Raw genomic sequence first — 16,946 nt, forward strand, 5'->3', positions numbered from 1 at the left:
TCCCTATCCTCCGAAATCGGGGTGTGCCGGGAGAACGGCTAGCACGCTAGCATCCGATGCCATAGCCGGAACGCTCTCGGGTACCCCGGCCCGGCCGACCGTGAACGGTCACGCCTGGCATGGCGGGGCCGTGGCGGCCTCGTCCCGAAGGGCTTTGATCGCTCCTCCCCTCGCGCATTTTGCGAGGTAGACCGACGTGGCGGGCACGCCCCTCTCATCCCCGCCACGTACAGCCGGGCAGTATCCCGACGACCTAGCGTAACCACAAAACAGACAAAAAGTAAAAAAGTAAAATTTCACGACTTAAGGTAATCCACGCTATCCAGGGCGCCGAATGGACGACTAAAGGAGCACGTCGTCATACCGGCCCGTCATGGAGACACGCATGGCCGACCCACGATGCACACGCTCCGCGGCCGAGAATCCCCGCCCGCGGCCTCCGATCCCGCCCTCCGGGAGTGGCCCCGGAGCGCCGGTGACGACGGCGGCAACCGAACCGGAGCCACCACCGCGCACATGACCACCTCCCGGCACGCTTTCCCCAACCTCCGACCCCAACAGTGGTGACCCCGTGACAACCGCACCCCCCACCTCCCCCAATAACGCCGAAAACAGCGAAAACGGCACGGAATCTCCGCAGCCGCACGAGTCGCACCCCACCCCGGCCACCCGGTGGGCCGCCCTGTGGCGGTGGCTGCGTGACCGCCAGAACTCGGTACTCGTCCTAGTGCCGCTGCTGGCCGTGGCCGTGGCCCTACAGGTGTACAACCTGGCGGGCTGGCCGCAGCGCGCCGAGAGCGAGGCCACCTACGTCGCTCAGGCCCACCGGCTGCTCGGCCTGGGCGAGTTCGGCCCCCTCACCCAGCCGCCGTTGGGTTGGCTCCACCTGGCCGGCTATGCCGCTCTCACCGGGGCGTTCGACCGGGCCGCCACCGCTGTACTGGCCGGGCGCGAGTTCATGGTGGTGGTCCACGTGGCCGCCTGCCTGCTGCTGTGGCTGCTGGCTCGGCGCACCGGCATGCGGTACTGGACCACCTCCGGTGTCCTCCTGCTGTTCGCCGCCGCACCGCTGAGCATCGAGTACCACCGGCTGGCCTCCCCCGACAATGTCGCTGTCGTCTGGTTGCTCGCCGCGTTCGTGCTGGTGTGCGACCCGCGGGCGCGGCTCGTCTCCTTCGCCGGCTCCGCCGTGGCGTTCTCGGTCGCAGTGCTCACCGACGGCGCCCTGCTGCTCCTGCTGCCGATCGGGGGGTGGCTGCTCTGGCGCGCCACCGAGCACGGCGGCCGGGGCCGCGCGCTGGCGGTGTCGAGCGCGATCGTCGCCACGGCCGGCGTGGGCTACGTGGTGACCACACTGCTCACCACTGGTTTCCCCACCGAGGACGGATGGCAGGCGGCGGCGCTGGCGTGGCTGCTGGGCGGCACCGGCGCCGCGGCGGGACAGGGGTTCACCGCCCACACCCTGCACCTGTGGCTGGGCGTGGACCCGGTGTTGCCGCTGCTGGGCGTGGCCGGGGCGGTGTCCGGGCTGTTCTCGCGCCGCATGCGCCCCTACGCCGTGGGGATGTTGGTGCTGCTGCTGGTCATGGCGCTGGCCGGTGGGCGCGTGCCGGGCTCCTACGTGGTCGCGATGCTGCCGCTGGCAGCGCTCACCGCGGCCGGCGGCGGCGAGGTCGCGGTCAACCACGCCCGCCGCATCGCGGGACTGTGGCGCCCCTCGACGAGCCGGCGCACGATCTTCGGGTTCACGGCGGTGCGGCTGCTGCCGCTGCGCACCATCCGGCAGCGCCCCCTCGTGCCGGTGGTCGCCGCGATCGGGGTGCTGCTCGTGGCCGTGGCCGTGCCCGGGTGGACCGCGACGCTGCGCGGCTCGCTGCCCACCGACGCCGACGCGCCCCTCCGCGAGGCCAAGGCGTGGCTCCAGCGCAACGTCACCCCCGACCAGCGGCTCATCGTCGACGGCACGCACCGGCTGGGACTGCCCCAGGCGGGCTTCGACAGCGCCGCCCTCACCTGGTACCGCGACCTCGACAGCGCCCCGCGCGCCAAGAACCCCGACGCGACGGACTGGCGCGCCCACGACCTCGTCGTCGAGACCGCCGCCATGCGCGCCCCCGCCGGCGACGCCGCACCGGTGCGCCAAGCCCTGGCCGATTCCCGTCCCCTCGCCGAGTTCGGCTCCGGCGAGGAGCGCGTCACCGTGCGCCGAGTGCTACCCGAGGGCACAGCGGTCGCCGAGGAACGGCGCGCCGCCGACCTCGCCGCTCGCGAGCGTGTGGGCGCGCAACTGGCCGACACCTCCGCGCTGGAGCTGACCGAGGCGGCCGAGGAGGCGCTGCGGGCCGGGGAGGTCGACGCGCGGCTGCTCACCGTGCTGCCCCTGCTCGCCGATGAGCACACGCTGTCCATCGCGGGTTTTCCCCGCGAGCCCGTCGAGCCGGCCGACGCGCCGCGCCGCACGGTCCGCCTCACCGCCGTGGACGGGGAGCCGGCGGGCGCCGACGCCAACGCCCACCTCGTCGACGGCTGGCTCGCCACCCAGCCGGAGGCGCTCCAGCCGCTGACCGTCACGGCGACCGAACCCGGCGGCGAACTCGACATCACCTATCCCGCCCCCAGCCCCACCGGCCTACTTCCCGAGGAGGACTGACCACCACCGCCCCGACCGTCGCCCGCTTTCCGGCCCGCTCCCCCACCGCCAAGGAGCGCCGTGCCAGACGATCGCCTCACCGTCCCGAGCGGCCGACGCTACGCACCACCCTGAAGCGGAGGCGGCGCCATTGGCGGCGCGGACGCCCACGCCGCCAATGGCGCCGCCCTCTACCGGCCGGTCCCTAAAAGCCAACCGCTACAGCGCCACCACAGGAGACGGAATCGGGTAAGTGCTGGTCACACGGTTGCCCATAGAGACGGTGGATAGGGGGTACGCTGCCCGCGTTCGTTAGGAGTTTTCCCAGTTCAGCCAACGTGACTAGCGAGGTGCTCCGTGGCCGAGCGTTCCGTCCACCTTGTCGGGAGCTATCCGGCGTCCACCGTCGCGGGGGCCATGGACACCGCCATGCGCGGTGTCGGCAGCCACCTGCGCACCCTGGCCGACGGTGAGGTGGGCAAGCGCAGCGACTGGGTCGTGCACCTCGTCGAACAGTTACGCAACCACCCCGACGTGGAACTGACCGCCGAGGGCGACTGGTCGGACTACGACAACCGTCCCGGCTTCAAGGTGCGCAAGGGGCACCGGTTCACCGGGGACTCGCTGGATCTGGGGCACGCGGCCCAGGCGCGGAGAGCTACCGGGTCTTCACCGAGCTGCGCGCCGAGCACAACCTCCCCGGCCTCGCGTTCCAAGTGGGTATCCCCAGTGACCTCGAGATCGCACTGTTCGCCTTCGGGCCGCTCGGCGCGTTGCGCCGGCGCGGCGCGTTCCGGGACGCCCTGACCCGAGAGATCACCGAGATCGCGCAATGGGGCGGCGATGATGTGGTCTTCCAGCTCGAATGCCCGGTGGAGCTGATCATGCTCGCCACCGTGCCGCGGTGGCTGCGGCCCGCGCTCGCCCGGCTCCTGCTGCGGCCGCTCATGCGGCTGGTCACCGCCGCGCCGCCGGGCAGCCGCTTCGGAGTCCACCTGTGCATGGGGGATCTGAACCATCGGGCGATGCGACATCTGCGCGATACCGGGCCGATCGTCGTGGCCGCGCGGGAGCTGCTGCGCGCCTGGCCCCTCGACCGGCGGCTGGAGTTCATCCACTTCCCGCTGGCCGCCGGGGAGCGTCCGGCGCCGGTGGCGGCCCGCTTCTACGTGCAACTGCGCCACCTGCGTACCGCACCGACCAGTACACGGCTCATCGCGGGTCTGGTCCACGAGGGCCAGGAGTTGACCGACCAGCGGACCGTGCTGCGGGTGGTGGAGACCGCCCTGAAACGGCCGGTCGACGTGGCGCCGGCCTGTGGGCTGGGGCGCCGCTCCCCGGAGGAGGCGGCGGCCGTGCTGTCGCGCGCCGTGCCCCTCGGACTCCGACTAGCTCCGTGGGCCGGTGGTAGGGTCACGGACGCGGAGATGGACTAGTCCGAACCGGCCGAGGAGGTGAGCCCCGTCAACGCCCGATCAGGCCGGGTGCTCCCACCTCACGGCGACACGGTCAGCCCGACGTAGACGACCGGGGGAGTGCCCGTAGGCACCCTCCCGGAAGGTCCCCATGTCGGATTCCCTGTCACCGTGGCACCACGCCGCCCTTTTTGCCCGTTCTGCCCACGCTGCCCGCACCGCCGTCGTCGCGAGGCTGCGCGCGGCCGGCTGCGTCTTCGCCGAGGACGAGGCGCGCCTGCTGGTCGCCACGGCCGACACGCCGGACACTCTCGATTCGATGGTGCGGCGGCGCGTCGCCGGCCTGCCGCTGGAGCACGTACTGGGGTGGGCCGAGTTCTGCGGCCTGCGGATCGCGGTGGCGCCGGGCGTGTTCGTGCCGCGCCGCCGCACCGAGTTCCTCGCCCGCCAGGCGACCGCTCTCACCCCGCCCGGCGCGGTGGTGGTCGACCTGTGCTGCGGCTCGGGCGCGGTGGGCGCCGCGCTGGCTTCGGCGGTGAGCGGCGTCGAGCTGCACGCCGTCGACTTCGACCCCGCCGCGGTGCGCTGCGCGCGGGAGAACGTCGCGGCGGCCGGTGGGCGGGTCTACGAGGGCGACCTGTACGGGCCGCTGCCCGAGACGCTGCGGGGCCGTGTCGACGTGCTGACCGCCATCACGCCCTACGTGCCCAGCGGGGAGGTGGGGTTGTTGCCTCGCGAGGCCCGGATGCACGAGTCGCGGCTGGCGCTCGACGGCGGCTGCGACGGGCTCGACGTGCTGCGGCGCGTGGCCGGGGAGGCGCCGCACTGGCTCGCGCCGCAGGGGCGTCTGCTGGTCGAGACGAGCGAGCACCAAGCCCCACAGGCCGTGGACATCCTCACCCGCCACGGACTGACCGCCCACACCGCCACCTGCCACGAACTGCACGCCACCGTCGTCATCGGAGGCAACGACGCCGGTCGGACACCGACGGGGGCGTAGGGGCACACGACCGAGCCGAACCGCCAGCGTCACCGCCGTCGGCTTCGCTCAAAAACCGTTCGTGGAAACGTGGATGAGGGAAACGAAAAGCACGAAGGCGAGTATGAGCAGCAACGCGCTTTTGAAGGGGATGTGGAGTTTGCCCGTGGACAGCTTTTCCGGTGGAACACCATCCGACGGGCTGGAAGGGGCGGCGGAGCTTTTCTCCAGCATCTCCCGAGACAACCGGATCGCCTTGCGATGGCTGGGGTAGCCGGTCAGCTCCCCCAAGAGTGCCCCGCCGTACTGGATCGACCCGATTTCTTCCCCACTCGACGTCTTCACAGTGAAGCGGCCGTCGCTGCCGATCGACTTGACCTCCTCCCAGGGGATGTCATGGCGCACCAGGAGATCGAAGATGATAACCCCCTTGGGAGTGACGATGACCTTTGAATGAAAGAACAATATCCAAAAGACAAGTGCGCATCCCCCCAAAAGAAGAGAGACAGCCAAAAAAGAGAAAACACTCCCATCATCCACCCCAACCCTAAGCCCCACAAGCCAGAAAGCAGGGAAAGCAATCCAGCCAAAAATCTGAAAATTCCATCTACGAAGAACAATGGAAGATTTTTTCTTCTCTCTGACCGCCAAGTACACCCCCTAAATCAAACCCTCTGAAAAAGCTTACTCACTGCGATCCACGACATCCGCACGAGACCGCCAAAGATTCACTTGACCCACCAGTCATCACCGAGAAACCGCGATTCCTTCTTCTCGAAGCCGAGCAGAGAGGCGATCTCGCCGAGTTCACCCTCCTTCTTCTTCATCTCTTCAGGGAAGATACCGAGCTTGAGCTTTCTTTTCCCACCACCGGCCAGTTTGAGTTCGATCTTAGGAAAAAATCTCCCCACTCCGGAGATTTATCCGGACACGACAGACGAACGGCGACAACGCCCGATAGGGGGATCTCTTCGAGCTTACGCCGCTTCCGAAGGACAACACCATCAACAGAAAGAAAGAAACGGTTTCTTCTATAGAAGAAAACCCAAAAAGGGTATCTAATGCCAACCAAAACCACAAGGGAGAGTGCGGCTATTACAGAGTAATCCCATCGCAAACCGTCAAGAGCAGCGACAACAGAGAAGCCCACACCCAAAAAGAGCATCGGCCGGATCGAGAGCCAAAGAAACCGATTGGATTCGGGCTCTATGGAGAGGCTGGGGGTTGTCTCCATCTTGTCTTCAGCGATGACTACCACTCAAACCATACTCGCCCGCACATGAATCGCATACGGCGAACGACGCGACACACGAGCCGACCGCCGTCTTGAACACCGAGGCCGAACCTACCAACCTCACCGGGACTCCCGATCGGCCCCGACAGGTGCTCTCGGGCACGGCAGGAGACGTCGAACCCCACGCTGCCGGCATCGCCCCAGCGCAGAGAAGAGCTGTACAAAGCATGGCTCGTAGCCGCCGACGAGGGACGACAAGGAAACCTTGAGCGAGCGCCAGCCGACACAGCCCGCGGAGACCACTTCGACATGCCGAGCGAGTTCAAGGAATTCCACCGGCCAGAACAACGAGGGCAGCATGGCCGACCACTCTGCCATCGGTCCGGGATACTCATCGGGCAGCCGTTGAAATACATGGAGCCGACACACTCTATGTCCGCACCGGCTGGGACGAACTACCGGCGTTTTCCGTGTCTTCGCCCTGCCTCGGCCAGCCACTCGGCCCACTGGTCGTATATGTCCTTCGATGAGTCGCTCCTTTCGCTGGGCATATACCTCACCAGGTGTGCGATCTGCGGCGGGTAGTCGTAGTCGCTGTATACATCCTCGATCTTGCCCAGGGGATCGTGGAGCCTTTCCCTTCTCTCATAGATAAGAGAAAGGTCGATGTAGAGGAGTGCCTCCCAGAAATCATCCTCTTTCCCCTTCTCTTCCGGAACCGAGGCCAGGATGTCCGCGACGCGCTCCATCTCATCCGACAGCAGCAGCGCCAAGCTCGCTATGGTTTCATCACGGTTCCCGTTGGAATGTTCCCGAAGCGCACAGGCCACCACGACTTCCCCGGTGATCTTTCCACCCTCGTACAGCCACTTGAGAAAACCTGGAGTTATCTCCACGTACTCTTCAATCGCCTCTTTTTGTGTTTTCATGTTTCGATCCTCAACTTTTCCTTCATCGGCGCGCACAACAAACCTCCTCACGGGAAGCCGGGAGAGACGGGCCGAACCAGGGGCGCGAGCCCGCCTCCCCTGTATCGGCGTGGGCCTGTCAGGCACCGACGTAGGCGGCGAGGTGTTCGCCGGTGAGGGTGGAGCGGGCGGCGACGAGGTCGGCGGGGGTGCCCTCGAAGACGATCCGGCCGCCGTCGTGGCCGGCGCCGGGGCCGAGGTCGACGATCCAGTCGGCGTGGGCCATGACGGCCTGGTGGTGCTCGATGACGATGACGGACTTTCCGGAGTCGACGAGCCGGTCGAGCAGGCCGAGCAACTGTTCGACGTCGGCGAGGTGCAGGCCGGTGGTGGGCTCGTCGAGGACGTAGACGCCGCCCTTCTCCGCCATGTGGGTGGCCAGCTTGAGCCGCTGGCGTTCGCCGCCGGACAGCGTGGTGAGCGGCTGGCCGAGGGTGAGATAACCGAGCCCCACGTCGGCGAGCCGGCCCAGGATCTTGTGCGCGGCCGGCGTGCGCGCCTCGCCGGCGCCGAAGAACTCCTCGGCCTCGGCCACCGACATCGCGAGCACCTCGCTGATGTCGCGCCCGCCCAGGTGGTGCTCCAGCACCGACGCCTGGAACCGTTTGCCCTCGCACTCCTCGCAGGGGACGGAGACGCCGGCCATCATCGCCAGGTCGGTGTCGATGACGCCGGCGCCGTTGCAGTTGGGGCAGGCGCCCTCGGAGTTGGCGCTGAACAGCCCCGGCTTCACGTTGTTGGCCTTCGCGAACGCCTTGCGGATCGGGTCGAGCAACCCGGTGTAGGTGGCCGGGTTGCTGCGGCGCGAGCCGCGGATCGCGCTCTGGTCGATCGACACCACCCCCGCGTCGGCGGGAAGCGAACCGTGGATGAGCGAACTCTTGCCGGAGCCGGCGACGCCGGTGACGACGGTCAGCACCCCGAGCGGAACGTCCACGTCGACGTCGCACAGGTTGTGCGCATTCGCGCCGCGGATCTGCACCGCGCCGGTGGGGGTGCGCACCGTCTCTTTGAGGGCGGCCCGGTCGTCGAGGTGGCGGCCGGTGACGGTGTCGCCGGCCCGCAGCCCTTCGACGGTGCCCTCGAAGCAGACGGTGCCGCCCGCGGCACCGGCGCCGGGGCCGAGGTCGACGACGTGGTCGGCGATCGCGATCGTCTCGGGCTTGTGTTCGACGACGAGCACCGTGTTGCCCTTGTCGCGCAGCCGCAGCAGGAGGTCGTTCATCCGCTGGATGTCGTGGGGGTGCAGCCCGATGGTGGGCTCGTCGAAGACGTAGGTGACGTCGGTCAGCGACGAGCCGAGGTGGCGGATCATCTTCGTGCGCTGCGCCTCACCGCCCGACAGCGTGCCCGAGGAGCGGTCGAGCGAGAGGTAGCCCAATCCGATCTCCACGAACGAGTCGAGGGTGTGCGCCAGCGACGCCAGCAGCGGCGCCACCGACGGCTCGTCAAGGCCGCGGACCCATTCGGCCAGGTCGCTGATCTGCATCGCGCAGGCGTCGGCGATGCTGATGCCCTTGATCTTCGACGACCGGGCGGCCTCGCTGAGCCGGGTGCCGTCGCACTGGGGGCAGGCGGTGAAGGTGACCGCCCGGTCCACGAACGCGCGGATGTGGGGCTGCATCGCCTCCCGGTCCTTGACCAGGAACGTCTTCTGGATCTTGGGGATCACCCCCTCGTAGGTGAGGTTGGTGCCCTCGACCTTGATCTTGGTCGGCTCCTTGTAGAGGAGGTCGTGCAGCTCGGTCTCGGTGTAGTCGCGGATCGGCTTGTCCGGGTCGAAGAAGCCGCAGCCGGTGAAGATACGGCCGTACCAGCCGTCGGCGCTGTAGCCGGGGATGGTGAGGGCGCCCTCGTTGAGCGACTTGGAGTCGTCGTAGAGCTGGGAGCGGTCGAAGTCGGTGACCGCGCCCCGGCCTTCGCAGTGGGGACACATGCCGCCGGTGCGGGTGAAGGTCTGTTTCACGGGCTTGCTGGAACTGCCACGCTCGACCGTGATGGCACCGCTGGCGCGCACCGAGGCGACGTTGAAGGAGAAGGCGTTGGGCGGGCCGATGTGGGGTTGGCCGAGGCGGCTGAAGAGGATGCGCAGCATCGCGTTGGCGTCGGTGGCGGTGCCCACCGTGGAGCGCACGTCGGCTCCCATCGGCTGCTGGTCGACGATGATCGCGGTCGTCAGCCCGTCGAGGACGTCGACGTCGGGCCGCGCCAGCGTCGGCATGAAGCCCTGGAGGAAGGCGCTGTAGGTTTCGTTGATCAGCCGTTGGGACTCCGCGGCGATCGTGGCGAACACCAGCGAACTCTTGCCCGAGCCGGAGACGCCGGTGAACACCGTCAGCCGGCGCTTGGGGATCTCGACGCTGACGTTTTTGAGGTTGTTCTCGCGCACGCCCTGCACGCGGATCAGACCGTGACTGTCGGCGGCGTGCACCGCCGGCGAGGGCGTGTCCGGTCTCGTGGCCATGCTCATCGTGTCTCCTCTTGTCAGGCGGGGCCGCCTGCGCGGTTTCGGTGCGGGTGTGGCCCGGCCCCGGCCGGACGAGCCGGACGGCGGCCGGGTTCCTCCGGTCGGGCTAGCTGCGGGCGGGGCTCTCGACGAGTTCTCGCCGCCCCGCTCGAAGGACGGCGGCAGCGGGTTGGGCGCACCCGTCCGCCGAGGCGCTGGCCTCCGCGCATCGGTGCCGTGGGTGAGTCGTTGCTCGGTGGCGCGGCGACGCCGAATGGCGGGAACGGAGGCGGCGCCCATCGGATCGTGCGGCAGCGTGGCGAGGGCGCCTTCGGTGGCGGTGGCCACAAGGCGACCGCCACCGGCCTCCGTGGGCGCCCCCTTCACGGTGCCGTCGGTTCCGGTCGTGGCTGCCGGCGGTGGACGGTTCAGCGGCGCTCTTGCAGGCGGAGCAGGTTGCCCGCGGGATCGCGGAAGGCGCAGTCGCGCACCCCGTAGGGCTGGTCGACCGGCTCCTGGACCACCTCGGCGTCGCCGGCCTGCAACTGTGCGAAGGTGCCGTCGAGGTCGCTGGTGGCCAACACGAGCATGGCGTAGGTGCCTTTGGCCATCATCTCGGCGACGGTGCGGCGCTCGTCGTCGGTGAGGCCGGGTGTGGCGGCCGGCGGGTACAGGACGATGGAGGTGCCGGGCTGGTCGGCGGGGCCGACCGTGATCCAGCGCATCCCGCCGTATCCGACGTCGTTGCGGACCTCGAAGCCCAGCGTGTCGCGGTAGAACGCCAGCGAGACGTCCGGGTCCTCGTGCGGAAGGAAACTGCTGTGAATGGTGATGTCCATGGCAGTCACGCTAGGTTCGGGCTCGGGGTCGACGCTTCTCGATTCCTGACCGGTCGGGTCACCTGTTTGGCCACGCACGGCGGCATGCCCGCTGTGGCCCGCGCCGCCTGGCGCCGGTAGGTGCTGGGCGACACGCCGACCAGTTCGGTGAAGCGGGTGCTGAAGGTGCCCAGTGAGGAGCAGCCGACTGTGAAGCAGACGTCGGTGACGCTGAGGTCGCCGCGGCGCAGTAGCGCCATCGCGCGCTCGATGCGCCGCGTCATCAGGTAGGAGTAGGGCGACTCGCCGTAGGCGAGCCGGAACTGGCGGCTGAGGTGCCCGGCCGACATGTGCGCGTCGCGGGCCAGCGCCTCCACATCCAGCGGTTGGGCGTACTCCCGGTCGATCCGGTCACGAACCCGGCGCAACCGCGTAAGGTCGCGCAGGTGCTGCGCCGCCGCGGGTCTACTACTGCTCACACCAGCGATCCTGCCACCTCGAACCGACATTTCCCAGCACCACCGCCCCGCTCCCACCGCGCTTGCTCTGCTCCACGGTCAACGCCCCTGAGTCCATCGTGGAGCCTTACGAACTCAGTGGTTGCGAACGAAACGAGGTAGTAGCGAACCGTTCGGGTGGGTCGGTTACGAGGTATTCGGCAAGGCCCGGTAGGCAAATCCACAGTAATCTCAGCCGATCCCTACTACCTCCTGTTACAGCGGTTGCTCTGGTTTACGACTGAGCCAAGCTCGTCCAAAAGACCAGCACAATGAGTGATGAGATGGCGTGACTCTTCACAAGGGGTCATGACCATCTAGAAATATTTCCACTTCTTTTGATTCATCAAAATCATCGCCATAAATTCTCATTTTAACTTTTTTAAAGTCAATCGGAATAAAAAGGCATGCTTTTTCATTTGGATCATATATTCTCATTTTTTGACTAGGAAAATTAACAACCCCGGAAAATAACAGTTCTCCGCAAGAGGGCCCATTTCCTTCAAAAATGGAAATTGAAACAATCCCGGAAACAGTCTGCCGAACACCAATATAAAGTGAATCGTCATCCAAATGCACGGCCTCTACATTCGGGTTCCAATTTGAATGTGTTTTTTGGCTCCTCGGGTCATCTATAATTAACAATCCATGGTCAAAATAAGATGAAACAGCAGCTAGGAGTTTGGCGGACATCTTAGGCTCCCCAAACAGGCGGAAAGCTATACCTTCCTTGATTCAAACCGGAGATAACTCCACCCTGCCTCTTACTACAGCTCTTACAATGAGGATAAAGCGTCCAAGGGCCATTAGGAGAGATTTTGTTTGGAGGGTTGTGATCTCCAGTCCAATGCCCGTCAGAATATCCCGAAGTTATAGCCGAGCAGTTGGCACACCCATTCCTGTCTCCAAATTAATTCACCAATTCTTGCTCATCATCAAGGACTTTATCACCTCTTTTTGCAGATACTCCCTCAGCTTTCTTGCCCCTTATGTCAGGCCCAAGAGTAAGGCCACATAGTGAGTCCTCATCAATATTATGAGTGAGGACTCCCTCTTCTCCAACCTGCACGTGGTATGTGTGGAGGTCGGCGACGGTGAGGTTGTGGACGGTGGTGGTCTCGGTGGTGGAGTGGAGCCGGGTGATCTGAACCAGCGAGCCCGTCTCGGTCTGCAACCACATGCCCGGGGCCAGGTCCATCGCAGGCACCCAACGCTGTAGCTCGGGAACCCAGAAGGGGTGCCCCTCGGTGGCGATGATCAGATCACCGACCGCCGTAGGCCCGGGAAAACCACCGTTACCGTTCAGGCCCGTGCCGTCGGTCGCCTCGTCCGGCTCGCGCTCGGTGGTCGTATCCACCGTGATCTCAACCAGATCCTTCGACCCCGAGCCGACGATCGTGGCGAGCACCGTCTGCGACTCCCGCTCGCCCGTCTCCGGATCAGTGGCCAACACCTTCTCGCCGACCTCGACGTCCTCGATCGGCTTCGTGTCGCCGTCGGCCATGACCACATCGGTCTCGGGAACGAAGCTGTTGGACTTACAGCCACGCTTGAAAGCGTCGAGAAGCTTCTTTCCGAACTTGCCCTTACGCGCCACACGGAGGGCTGTTCCGCCGGGGATCGGACCGCTTGCCGCCTCTATAAGAGCGTCCCCCGTGAACTCGCCAGCTTTGTAGGAGATCGAGTTGGGATCGGCCCCCATCTGTGTGAAGGTCTCCTCGACTGTGGGAAGACCAAGCTTCTTACTTATGGTATTGGCAACATAATTTGAAGCCGCATTCATCGGAAGCCACTTCGTGGCGTTATGAACTCCGGCAGTAAAGCTCGCAACCTTGTCCGAATAGGGAATCTTCTTATAAATCCGCCTGGCTTTTCTGCGGGCTTTCTTGGCGTAACTGGCGTATTTGGAAGCGGCGCTCTTCACCGAGTTCGCGACGGACTTCGCGGCAGACTTGACCTTGTTGTAGGTCGAGGAGATGGTTTTCTTCGCCTTGTGGTAGTAGCTCTTGAGGGTGCTGTAACCGGAACTGAGAGCGCTCCTACCCCAGCTATAAGCGGAACTGAGTGTGTCGCGCCCCCAACTGGCAGCGGAACTGGCCACATCGCTACCCCAACTGACAGCACTCTTCGCGGTGCTTACAATAGAGCCCCACAAAAGACCGCTGGGGTCGGAGAAGCTGGTGGGGTTGTTGTTGCCGTAGACATAGCCGTGCATCTGCTGGGGATCGGACAGATCCAACACCGGATCGACCGAGATGAACCGGCCAAGATCGGCGTCGTAGGAGCGCGCCCCCAACTGGGTCAACCCGATCGAGGCGTCGATGGTGCCGCCGACGAAGCCCTTGCTGCCCGGCCAGCTACCGGAGTTCTGGCGCTCCTGGCCGAAGGGGGTGAAGCGCCGGCGCTCGGTGTCGCCGGTGGCGGCGTTGATCGCGAGTTGCCCGGTGCCGTGGTGGTCGGAGAACAACCAGCTCAGCGTGCCGTCGTTCTCGCGCACGGCCACGGTCTCGCCGGCGTGGCTGTAGTAGCGGGTCGCCTTGGTCTCGGCCGCGGCCTTGTCGTAGGTGACCTCCATGCCGGGCAGGAACAGGGTGGTCGCCTGCGAGGTCTCGCGCAGCAGCCGGCTGCCGTCGGCGTCGTAGGTGAAGGTGGTCTCGGCACCGCTTTGGGTGTCGGTCACCTTCGTCAGTTTCCCTTCGGCGTTCCACTCCAGCGTCTGCTCGGTCGAAGGAGTGACCCGCGAGATCATGTTGCCCGAGTCGTCGTAGTCGTACTGCTCTAACCGGGTGCCGCCGGGGCCGGACTCGGTGACGCTGGTGACGGTGTGGGGCTGGGGCTGCCCGGCGTCGGGGTGGGTGTACTGGCGGCTGGTGACCGTGCCCGAAGGCGAATGCCGCGTCTCCGTGGTGCGGTTGCCGATCTTGTCGTAGGTGTAGGAGTGCCAGTACGGTGCCGCACCGCCGAGGTCCTGCACCGAAGGCGCGGCGTCGCAGGCGGTGTCAGCGGTGGAGTCGGGCGTCCACGCCTCGGTCATCCTGCGGAGGTGGTCGTAGGCGAAGCACTGGGTGTCCGACAGCAACCCTTGAGCCGACGGGTTGTCGGTGATGCTCAGCACGTTGCCGACGTCGTCGTACTCATAGGTCTGATCCACCAGCGAGCCGGTGCCGACCTCGGGCACCAGGGTGGTCTGGCGCATCCGGCCGGTGGCCTCGTCGTAGTCGCGGGTCAGCCAGGTGCTGTCGGCGCCGATCGCAGAAGCGGTGAACTCCCGTTGCAGCAGATCACCGACCTTGGAGTAGACGGTGTCGGTGACGTAGGTGTCGGTGCCGGCCAGCTCGGTGGGCATACCGACGTCGTTGTAGGTGAACTTCAGGTTCTCCCGCGGCAGGTCGCCGGCCGAGGGCAGCACCTTGGAACGCACCGACCCGTCGGGGTTGTAGCGGGTGATGAACCGGTAGGTTCCCCCGAGGCCGGTGACACTGCTGGGGATGGTGACGTCAGTGGCCTGCGGCCGACCGTTCTCGTCGTAGGCGAGGACCTCGCTGCTGTAGGTCGCGCCGTCGACGTAGCGGGTGGCCGAGGTCAGCAGCCCCGTGGCGACGGTGTCGTAGACCCATTCGGCGCGCAACGTCCCGGTCTGGGAATCGTCGCGCATCTCGGTCTTGCGGCCGTTGCGGTCGTAGGTGTTCTCTCACGTGTTGCCGTCGGGGCCGGTGACCTCGATGAGCTCGTCGCTGGAGTTGTAGGTGTAGGTGGTGGCGTCGTAGGTGCCGTCGGGCGTGCGGCCGTGGTGCTGGCGCAACTCGATGGGACCGTTGAGAAAATCTCAGCAAAAATTTTTTATTTTACCCACCATCCAAAATGACGAAAGCCATCATAATAAAATCTAAACCCTACAGACGGAGCCACCCTATTAAGTTCCAAGAATTTCTTTTCTGACTCAGAAGGAAAAATGCCGATTTTTATCTTCTTTTTTCTTCCGCTTGACAATTTAAGCTCAATCATTGGAAAACCATTCCAATCCGATTCCGGATTTCTTGTACTAGGAAGGAGGCGGATTCCATGAACATCTTCGAGTGAAATTTTATTGACACCATGACGAGTTTGAAATATGACATCCTCCGGATTTATGAAAAATGAATTTTTCCCATAAAAATAAATCCAAAAAATATATCTCAATATTCCCAAAAAAATAAAAGACAACGACACCCAAATGGTTCCCCCGAGTGGCCAATTTAAATAAAGCCCAAACCCAAAAAACACTAAACCCAAAAGAAAAAGATGCCATGTTGAATGCCAAAAAAATTTCTTCGTTTGAGATTCTGCAAAGAAAATGGGAGCGACAGTCATATTCCCTCACACTCTTCATGGTACAATCGTGCGTGCCACGCAGATTTCTGCGTGGCACGCACGATTTAACCACAAATTCACAAGCGAATTTTTATCTCACTGGGATCCAAAAATAGGTACGGCGAAGTCTGCGAAGGTTGTGCGCCCAATTCTTGGGTTACATGTGTTCCTGTTGCATTAGAAACCGCCATGGTATGAAGATCGGCACTTCTGTCCATAAGTCGTTTCCCCCAAACCCGCTGCCTTCTAGCCCCTCTTTCACTAAGCCCTAGAACCGCATCATCAGAGATGATCTTTGCTGTAGCTTTTTTCGCCATTTTTCCGAATATCGGCCCCCCAACAGCTCCGGCCACAGCTCCAGCCGTCGCTCCTGCAGCTTTTTTATACTCTCCATTTACAGCGTATCCTGCAGCTTGCGTTGCTCCACAGGCAGCTCCTAGCCAGGTAAAAGCCCAATCAGCACAAAGAGAAAAAGCTTTCCCAAGAAGATGATCTTCATCATTAATCGCACTACCAAAATCCTGTACACCATCCCATGCCGAATCCCACCAGTTTTGTTCGTCCTGGCTGCTCTCGGCCTTGTTGAGGGCATCGGCTTTGGGATCGGTGGAAGGACCGTCGTAGGGATCATGGTCGACCGCGCCGTAGTTGGAGCTTCCCCCCGAAGAGCCACCGCTTGAGGAGGAAGAGCCGTACCCGATCGGAGGGTGATGAGCACCAGAACCACGCGCGTCGCCCGAGCCTGAGTTGTTGGAGTGATCTGTGGTAGTCGAGCCGTTGTAAACGCTTTTGACGTAGTTATACGCCTGAACAACGGTATGCACCATGGCGGTGATGCTGAAGAGCCATTCGCCGTCGGGGTCGGTGAAGCTGGTGGGGTTGTTGTTGGCGTAGGCATAGCCGTGCATCTGTTGGGGATCGGACAGATCCATCACCGGGTCGACCGAGATGAACCGGCCGATGTTGGCGTCATAGGCCCGCGCGCCCAACTGGGTCAACCCGGTTGAAGCGTCGACGGTACCATCCACGAAACCGCGGTCGCTGGGCCAACTTCCTGTGGAACTACGTTCCTCGCCGAAAGCGGTGAAGCGACGCCGAGTCGTGTCACCGGAGGCCGCGTTCACCACCAACTGTCCGCTTTGGTGGTGGTCGGAGAAGACCCAGTGCAGGGTGCCGTCGTTCTTTTCCAGAAAACGATCCATCGAACGGGATGGTTGCGTGGCTCTTCACAAGCTGTCATGGCCATACCTATCTCAGGTGCAGGGGAACCATGCTAGGGCCCCTGCACCGGAAAGACATGGCGTCGCATGCGGGCTCGCTCGTGGGATCAGGCCTCGACCCTTCGGGATTTCAGCTATTCGATACCATCTTTACTCCGGCCAAGAAAAAAATAACTCCAGCCACACCCAAGAAAAAAGAAAGAAGATATTTATTCACTTTATCCATAAAGCTCCCTTCGGCTTTTTTGCGCCCTTCCCTAAAATAACGAGGAGCAAAAATGAGAGTAAGGTCGGATATTTTATCGTAGTAGAATATATTCAATATAGCAACTACAATCGCAGCTAAAGAAACAGCAAACACAAAGAGGGGATTCGCCATCTTAAACTCTG

15 protein-coding genes are annotated in these 16,946 nt (G+C 63.9%); 4 read left to right on the forward strand and 11 right to left on the reverse strand.

Annotated elements, in window-relative coordinates:
- Positions 1 to 571: 571 nt before the first annotated feature.
- From ABD848_RS08095 to ABD848_RS08110, 4 genes are all read left to right on the forward strand, one after another.
- Positions 572 to 2,650 carry a hypothetical protein gene (locus tag ABD848_RS08095; protein ID WP_344969156.1) on the forward strand — a complete coding sequence of 693 codons (2,079 nt, stop codon included), beginning with the start codon at positions 572 to 574 and terminating at the stop codon, positions 2,648 to 2,650.
- Between the two features lie 336 nt (positions 2,651 to 2,986).
- Complete coding sequence (locus tag ABD848_RS08100; protein WP_344969158.1) at positions 2,987 to 3,436, forward strand: hypothetical protein; 450 nt, start codon at positions 2,987 to 2,989, stop codon at positions 3,434 to 3,436.
- Positions 3,346 to 4,065 carry a hypothetical protein gene (locus ABD848_RS08105; RefSeq protein WP_344969160.1) on the forward strand — a complete coding sequence of 240 codons (720 nt, stop codon included), beginning with the start codon at positions 3,346 to 3,348 and terminating at the stop codon, positions 4,063 to 4,065. The genes ABD848_RS08100 and ABD848_RS08105 overlap by 91 nt, the downstream gene beginning before the upstream one ends.
- Before the next feature lie 130 nt (positions 4,066 to 4,195).
- Entirely contained in the window at positions 4,196 to 5,044 is an 849-nt protein-coding gene (locus ABD848_RS08110; RefSeq protein ID WP_344969163.1) for a putative protein N(5)-glutamine methyltransferase, read from the forward strand.
- A 48-nt stretch (positions 5,045 to 5,092) separates the two neighbouring features.
- Here the strand turns inward: ABD848_RS08110 and ABD848_RS08115 are convergent, their stop codons facing one another.
- The 11 genes from ABD848_RS08115 to ABD848_RS08170 all read right to left on the reverse strand — a co-directional run bounded on the left by ABD848_RS08115 (position 5,093) and on the right by ABD848_RS08170 (position 16,935).
- Positions 5,093 to 5,674, reverse strand: a complete 582-nt coding sequence (locus ABD848_RS08115) for a hypothetical protein (protein WP_344969165.1) — start codon at positions 5,672 to 5,674, stop codon at positions 5,093 to 5,095.
- 172 nt (positions 5,675 to 5,846) lie between these two features.
- A complete protein-coding gene (locus ABD848_RS08120) occupies positions 5,847 to 6,281 on the reverse strand; it encodes a hypothetical protein (protein WP_344969167.1) in 435 nt (144 codons plus the stop codon).
- A 431-nt stretch (positions 6,282 to 6,712) separates the two neighbouring features.
- Positions 6,713 to 7,222: a DUF2247 family protein gene (locus tag ABD848_RS08125; protein WP_344969169.1), complete on the reverse strand. Its 510-nt coding sequence runs from the start codon at positions 7,220 to 7,222 to the stop codon at positions 6,713 to 6,715.
- 82 nt (positions 7,223 to 7,304) lie between these two features.
- On the reverse strand, positions 7,305 to 9,695 hold the full coding sequence (locus ABD848_RS08130; protein WP_425567467.1) for an ATP-binding cassette domain-containing protein: 2,391 nt from the start codon (positions 9,693 to 9,695) through the stop codon (positions 7,305 to 7,307).
- 404 nt (positions 9,696 to 10,099) lie between these two features.
- Positions 10,100 to 10,510, reverse strand: coding sequence for a VOC family protein (locus ABD848_RS08135; protein WP_344969173.1), 411 nt, complete (start codon positions 10,508 to 10,510; stop codon positions 10,100 to 10,102).
- A 5-nt stretch (positions 10,511 to 10,515) separates the two neighbouring features.
- Complete coding sequence (locus ABD848_RS08140; RefSeq protein ID WP_344969175.1) at positions 10,516 to 10,968, reverse strand: helix-turn-helix transcriptional regulator; 453 nt, start codon at positions 10,966 to 10,968, stop codon at positions 10,516 to 10,518.
- 315 nt (positions 10,969 to 11,283) lie between these two features.
- The gene (locus ABD848_RS08145) at positions 11,284 to 11,679 is read right to left on the reverse strand and encodes a hypothetical protein (protein WP_344969177.1); all 396 of its coding nucleotides are present in this window, start codon (positions 11,677 to 11,679) and stop codon (positions 11,284 to 11,286) included.
- A 217-nt stretch (positions 11,680 to 11,896) separates the two neighbouring features.
- Positions 11,897 to 14,641, reverse strand: a complete 2,745-nt coding sequence (locus ABD848_RS08150; RefSeq protein ID WP_344969179.1) for an RHS repeat-associated core domain-containing protein — start codon at positions 14,639 to 14,641, stop codon at positions 11,897 to 11,899.
- 185 nt (positions 14,642 to 14,826) lie between these two features.
- Positions 14,827 to 15,336: a hypothetical protein gene (locus tag ABD848_RS08160; protein WP_344969183.1), complete on the reverse strand. Its 510-nt coding sequence runs from the start codon at positions 15,334 to 15,336 to the stop codon at positions 14,827 to 14,829.
- Between the two features lie 77 nt (positions 15,337 to 15,413).
- Entirely contained in the window at positions 15,414 to 16,538 is a 1,125-nt protein-coding gene (locus ABD848_RS08165; RefSeq protein ID WP_344969185.1) for an RHS repeat-associated core domain-containing protein, read from the reverse strand.
- 148 nt (positions 16,539 to 16,686) lie between these two features.
- Positions 16,687 to 16,935 (reverse strand): hypothetical protein, encoded by a 249-nt coding sequence (locus ABD848_RS08170; RefSeq protein WP_344969187.1) that lies wholly within the window; start codon positions 16,933 to 16,935, stop codon positions 16,687 to 16,689.
- Between the last annotated feature and the right edge of the window lie 11 nt (positions 16,936 to 16,946).

It is taken from the genome of Salinactinospora qingdaonensis, assembly GCF_039539445.1.
Taxonomy (GTDB): domain Bacteria; phylum Actinomycetota; class Actinomycetes; order Streptosporangiales; family Streptosporangiaceae; genus Salinactinospora; species Salinactinospora qingdaonensis.

What these genes read in the sequence shown, in the direction of transcription:
- ABD848_RS08130 (WP_425567467.1), bottom strand. Translation starts at nt 9,695, where the DNA reads ATGAGCATGGCCACGAGACCGGACACGCCCTCGCCGGCGGTGCACGCC.
- ABD848_RS08135 (WP_344969173.1), bottom strand. Translation starts at nt 10,510, where the DNA reads ATGGACATCACCATTCACAGCAGTTTCCTTCCGCACGAGGACCCGGAC.
- ABD848_RS08170 (WP_344969187.1), bottom strand. Translation starts at nt 16,935, where the DNA reads ATGGCGAATCCCCTCTTTGTGTTTGCTGTTTCTTTAGCTGCGATTGTA.
- ABD848_RS08145 (WP_344969177.1), bottom strand. Translation starts at nt 11,679, where the DNA reads ATGTCCGCCAAACTCCTAGCTGCTGTTTCATCTTATTTTGACCATGGA.
- ABD848_RS08165 (WP_344969185.1), bottom strand. Translation starts at nt 16,538, where the DNA reads ATGGATCGTTTTCTGGAAAAGAACGACGGCACCCTGCACTGGGTCTTC.
- ABD848_RS08160 (WP_344969183.1), bottom strand. Translation starts at nt 15,336, where the DNA reads ATGACTGTCGCTCCCATTTTCTTTGCAGAATCTCAAACGAAGAAATTT.
- ABD848_RS08150 (WP_344969179.1), bottom strand. Translation starts at nt 14,641, where the DNA reads ATGCGCGACGATTCCCAGACCGGGACGTTGCGCGCCGAATGGGTCTAC.
- ABD848_RS08110 (WP_344969163.1), top strand. Translation starts at nt 4,196, where the DNA reads ATGTCGGATTCCCTGTCACCGTGGCACCACGCCGCCCTTTTTGCCCGT.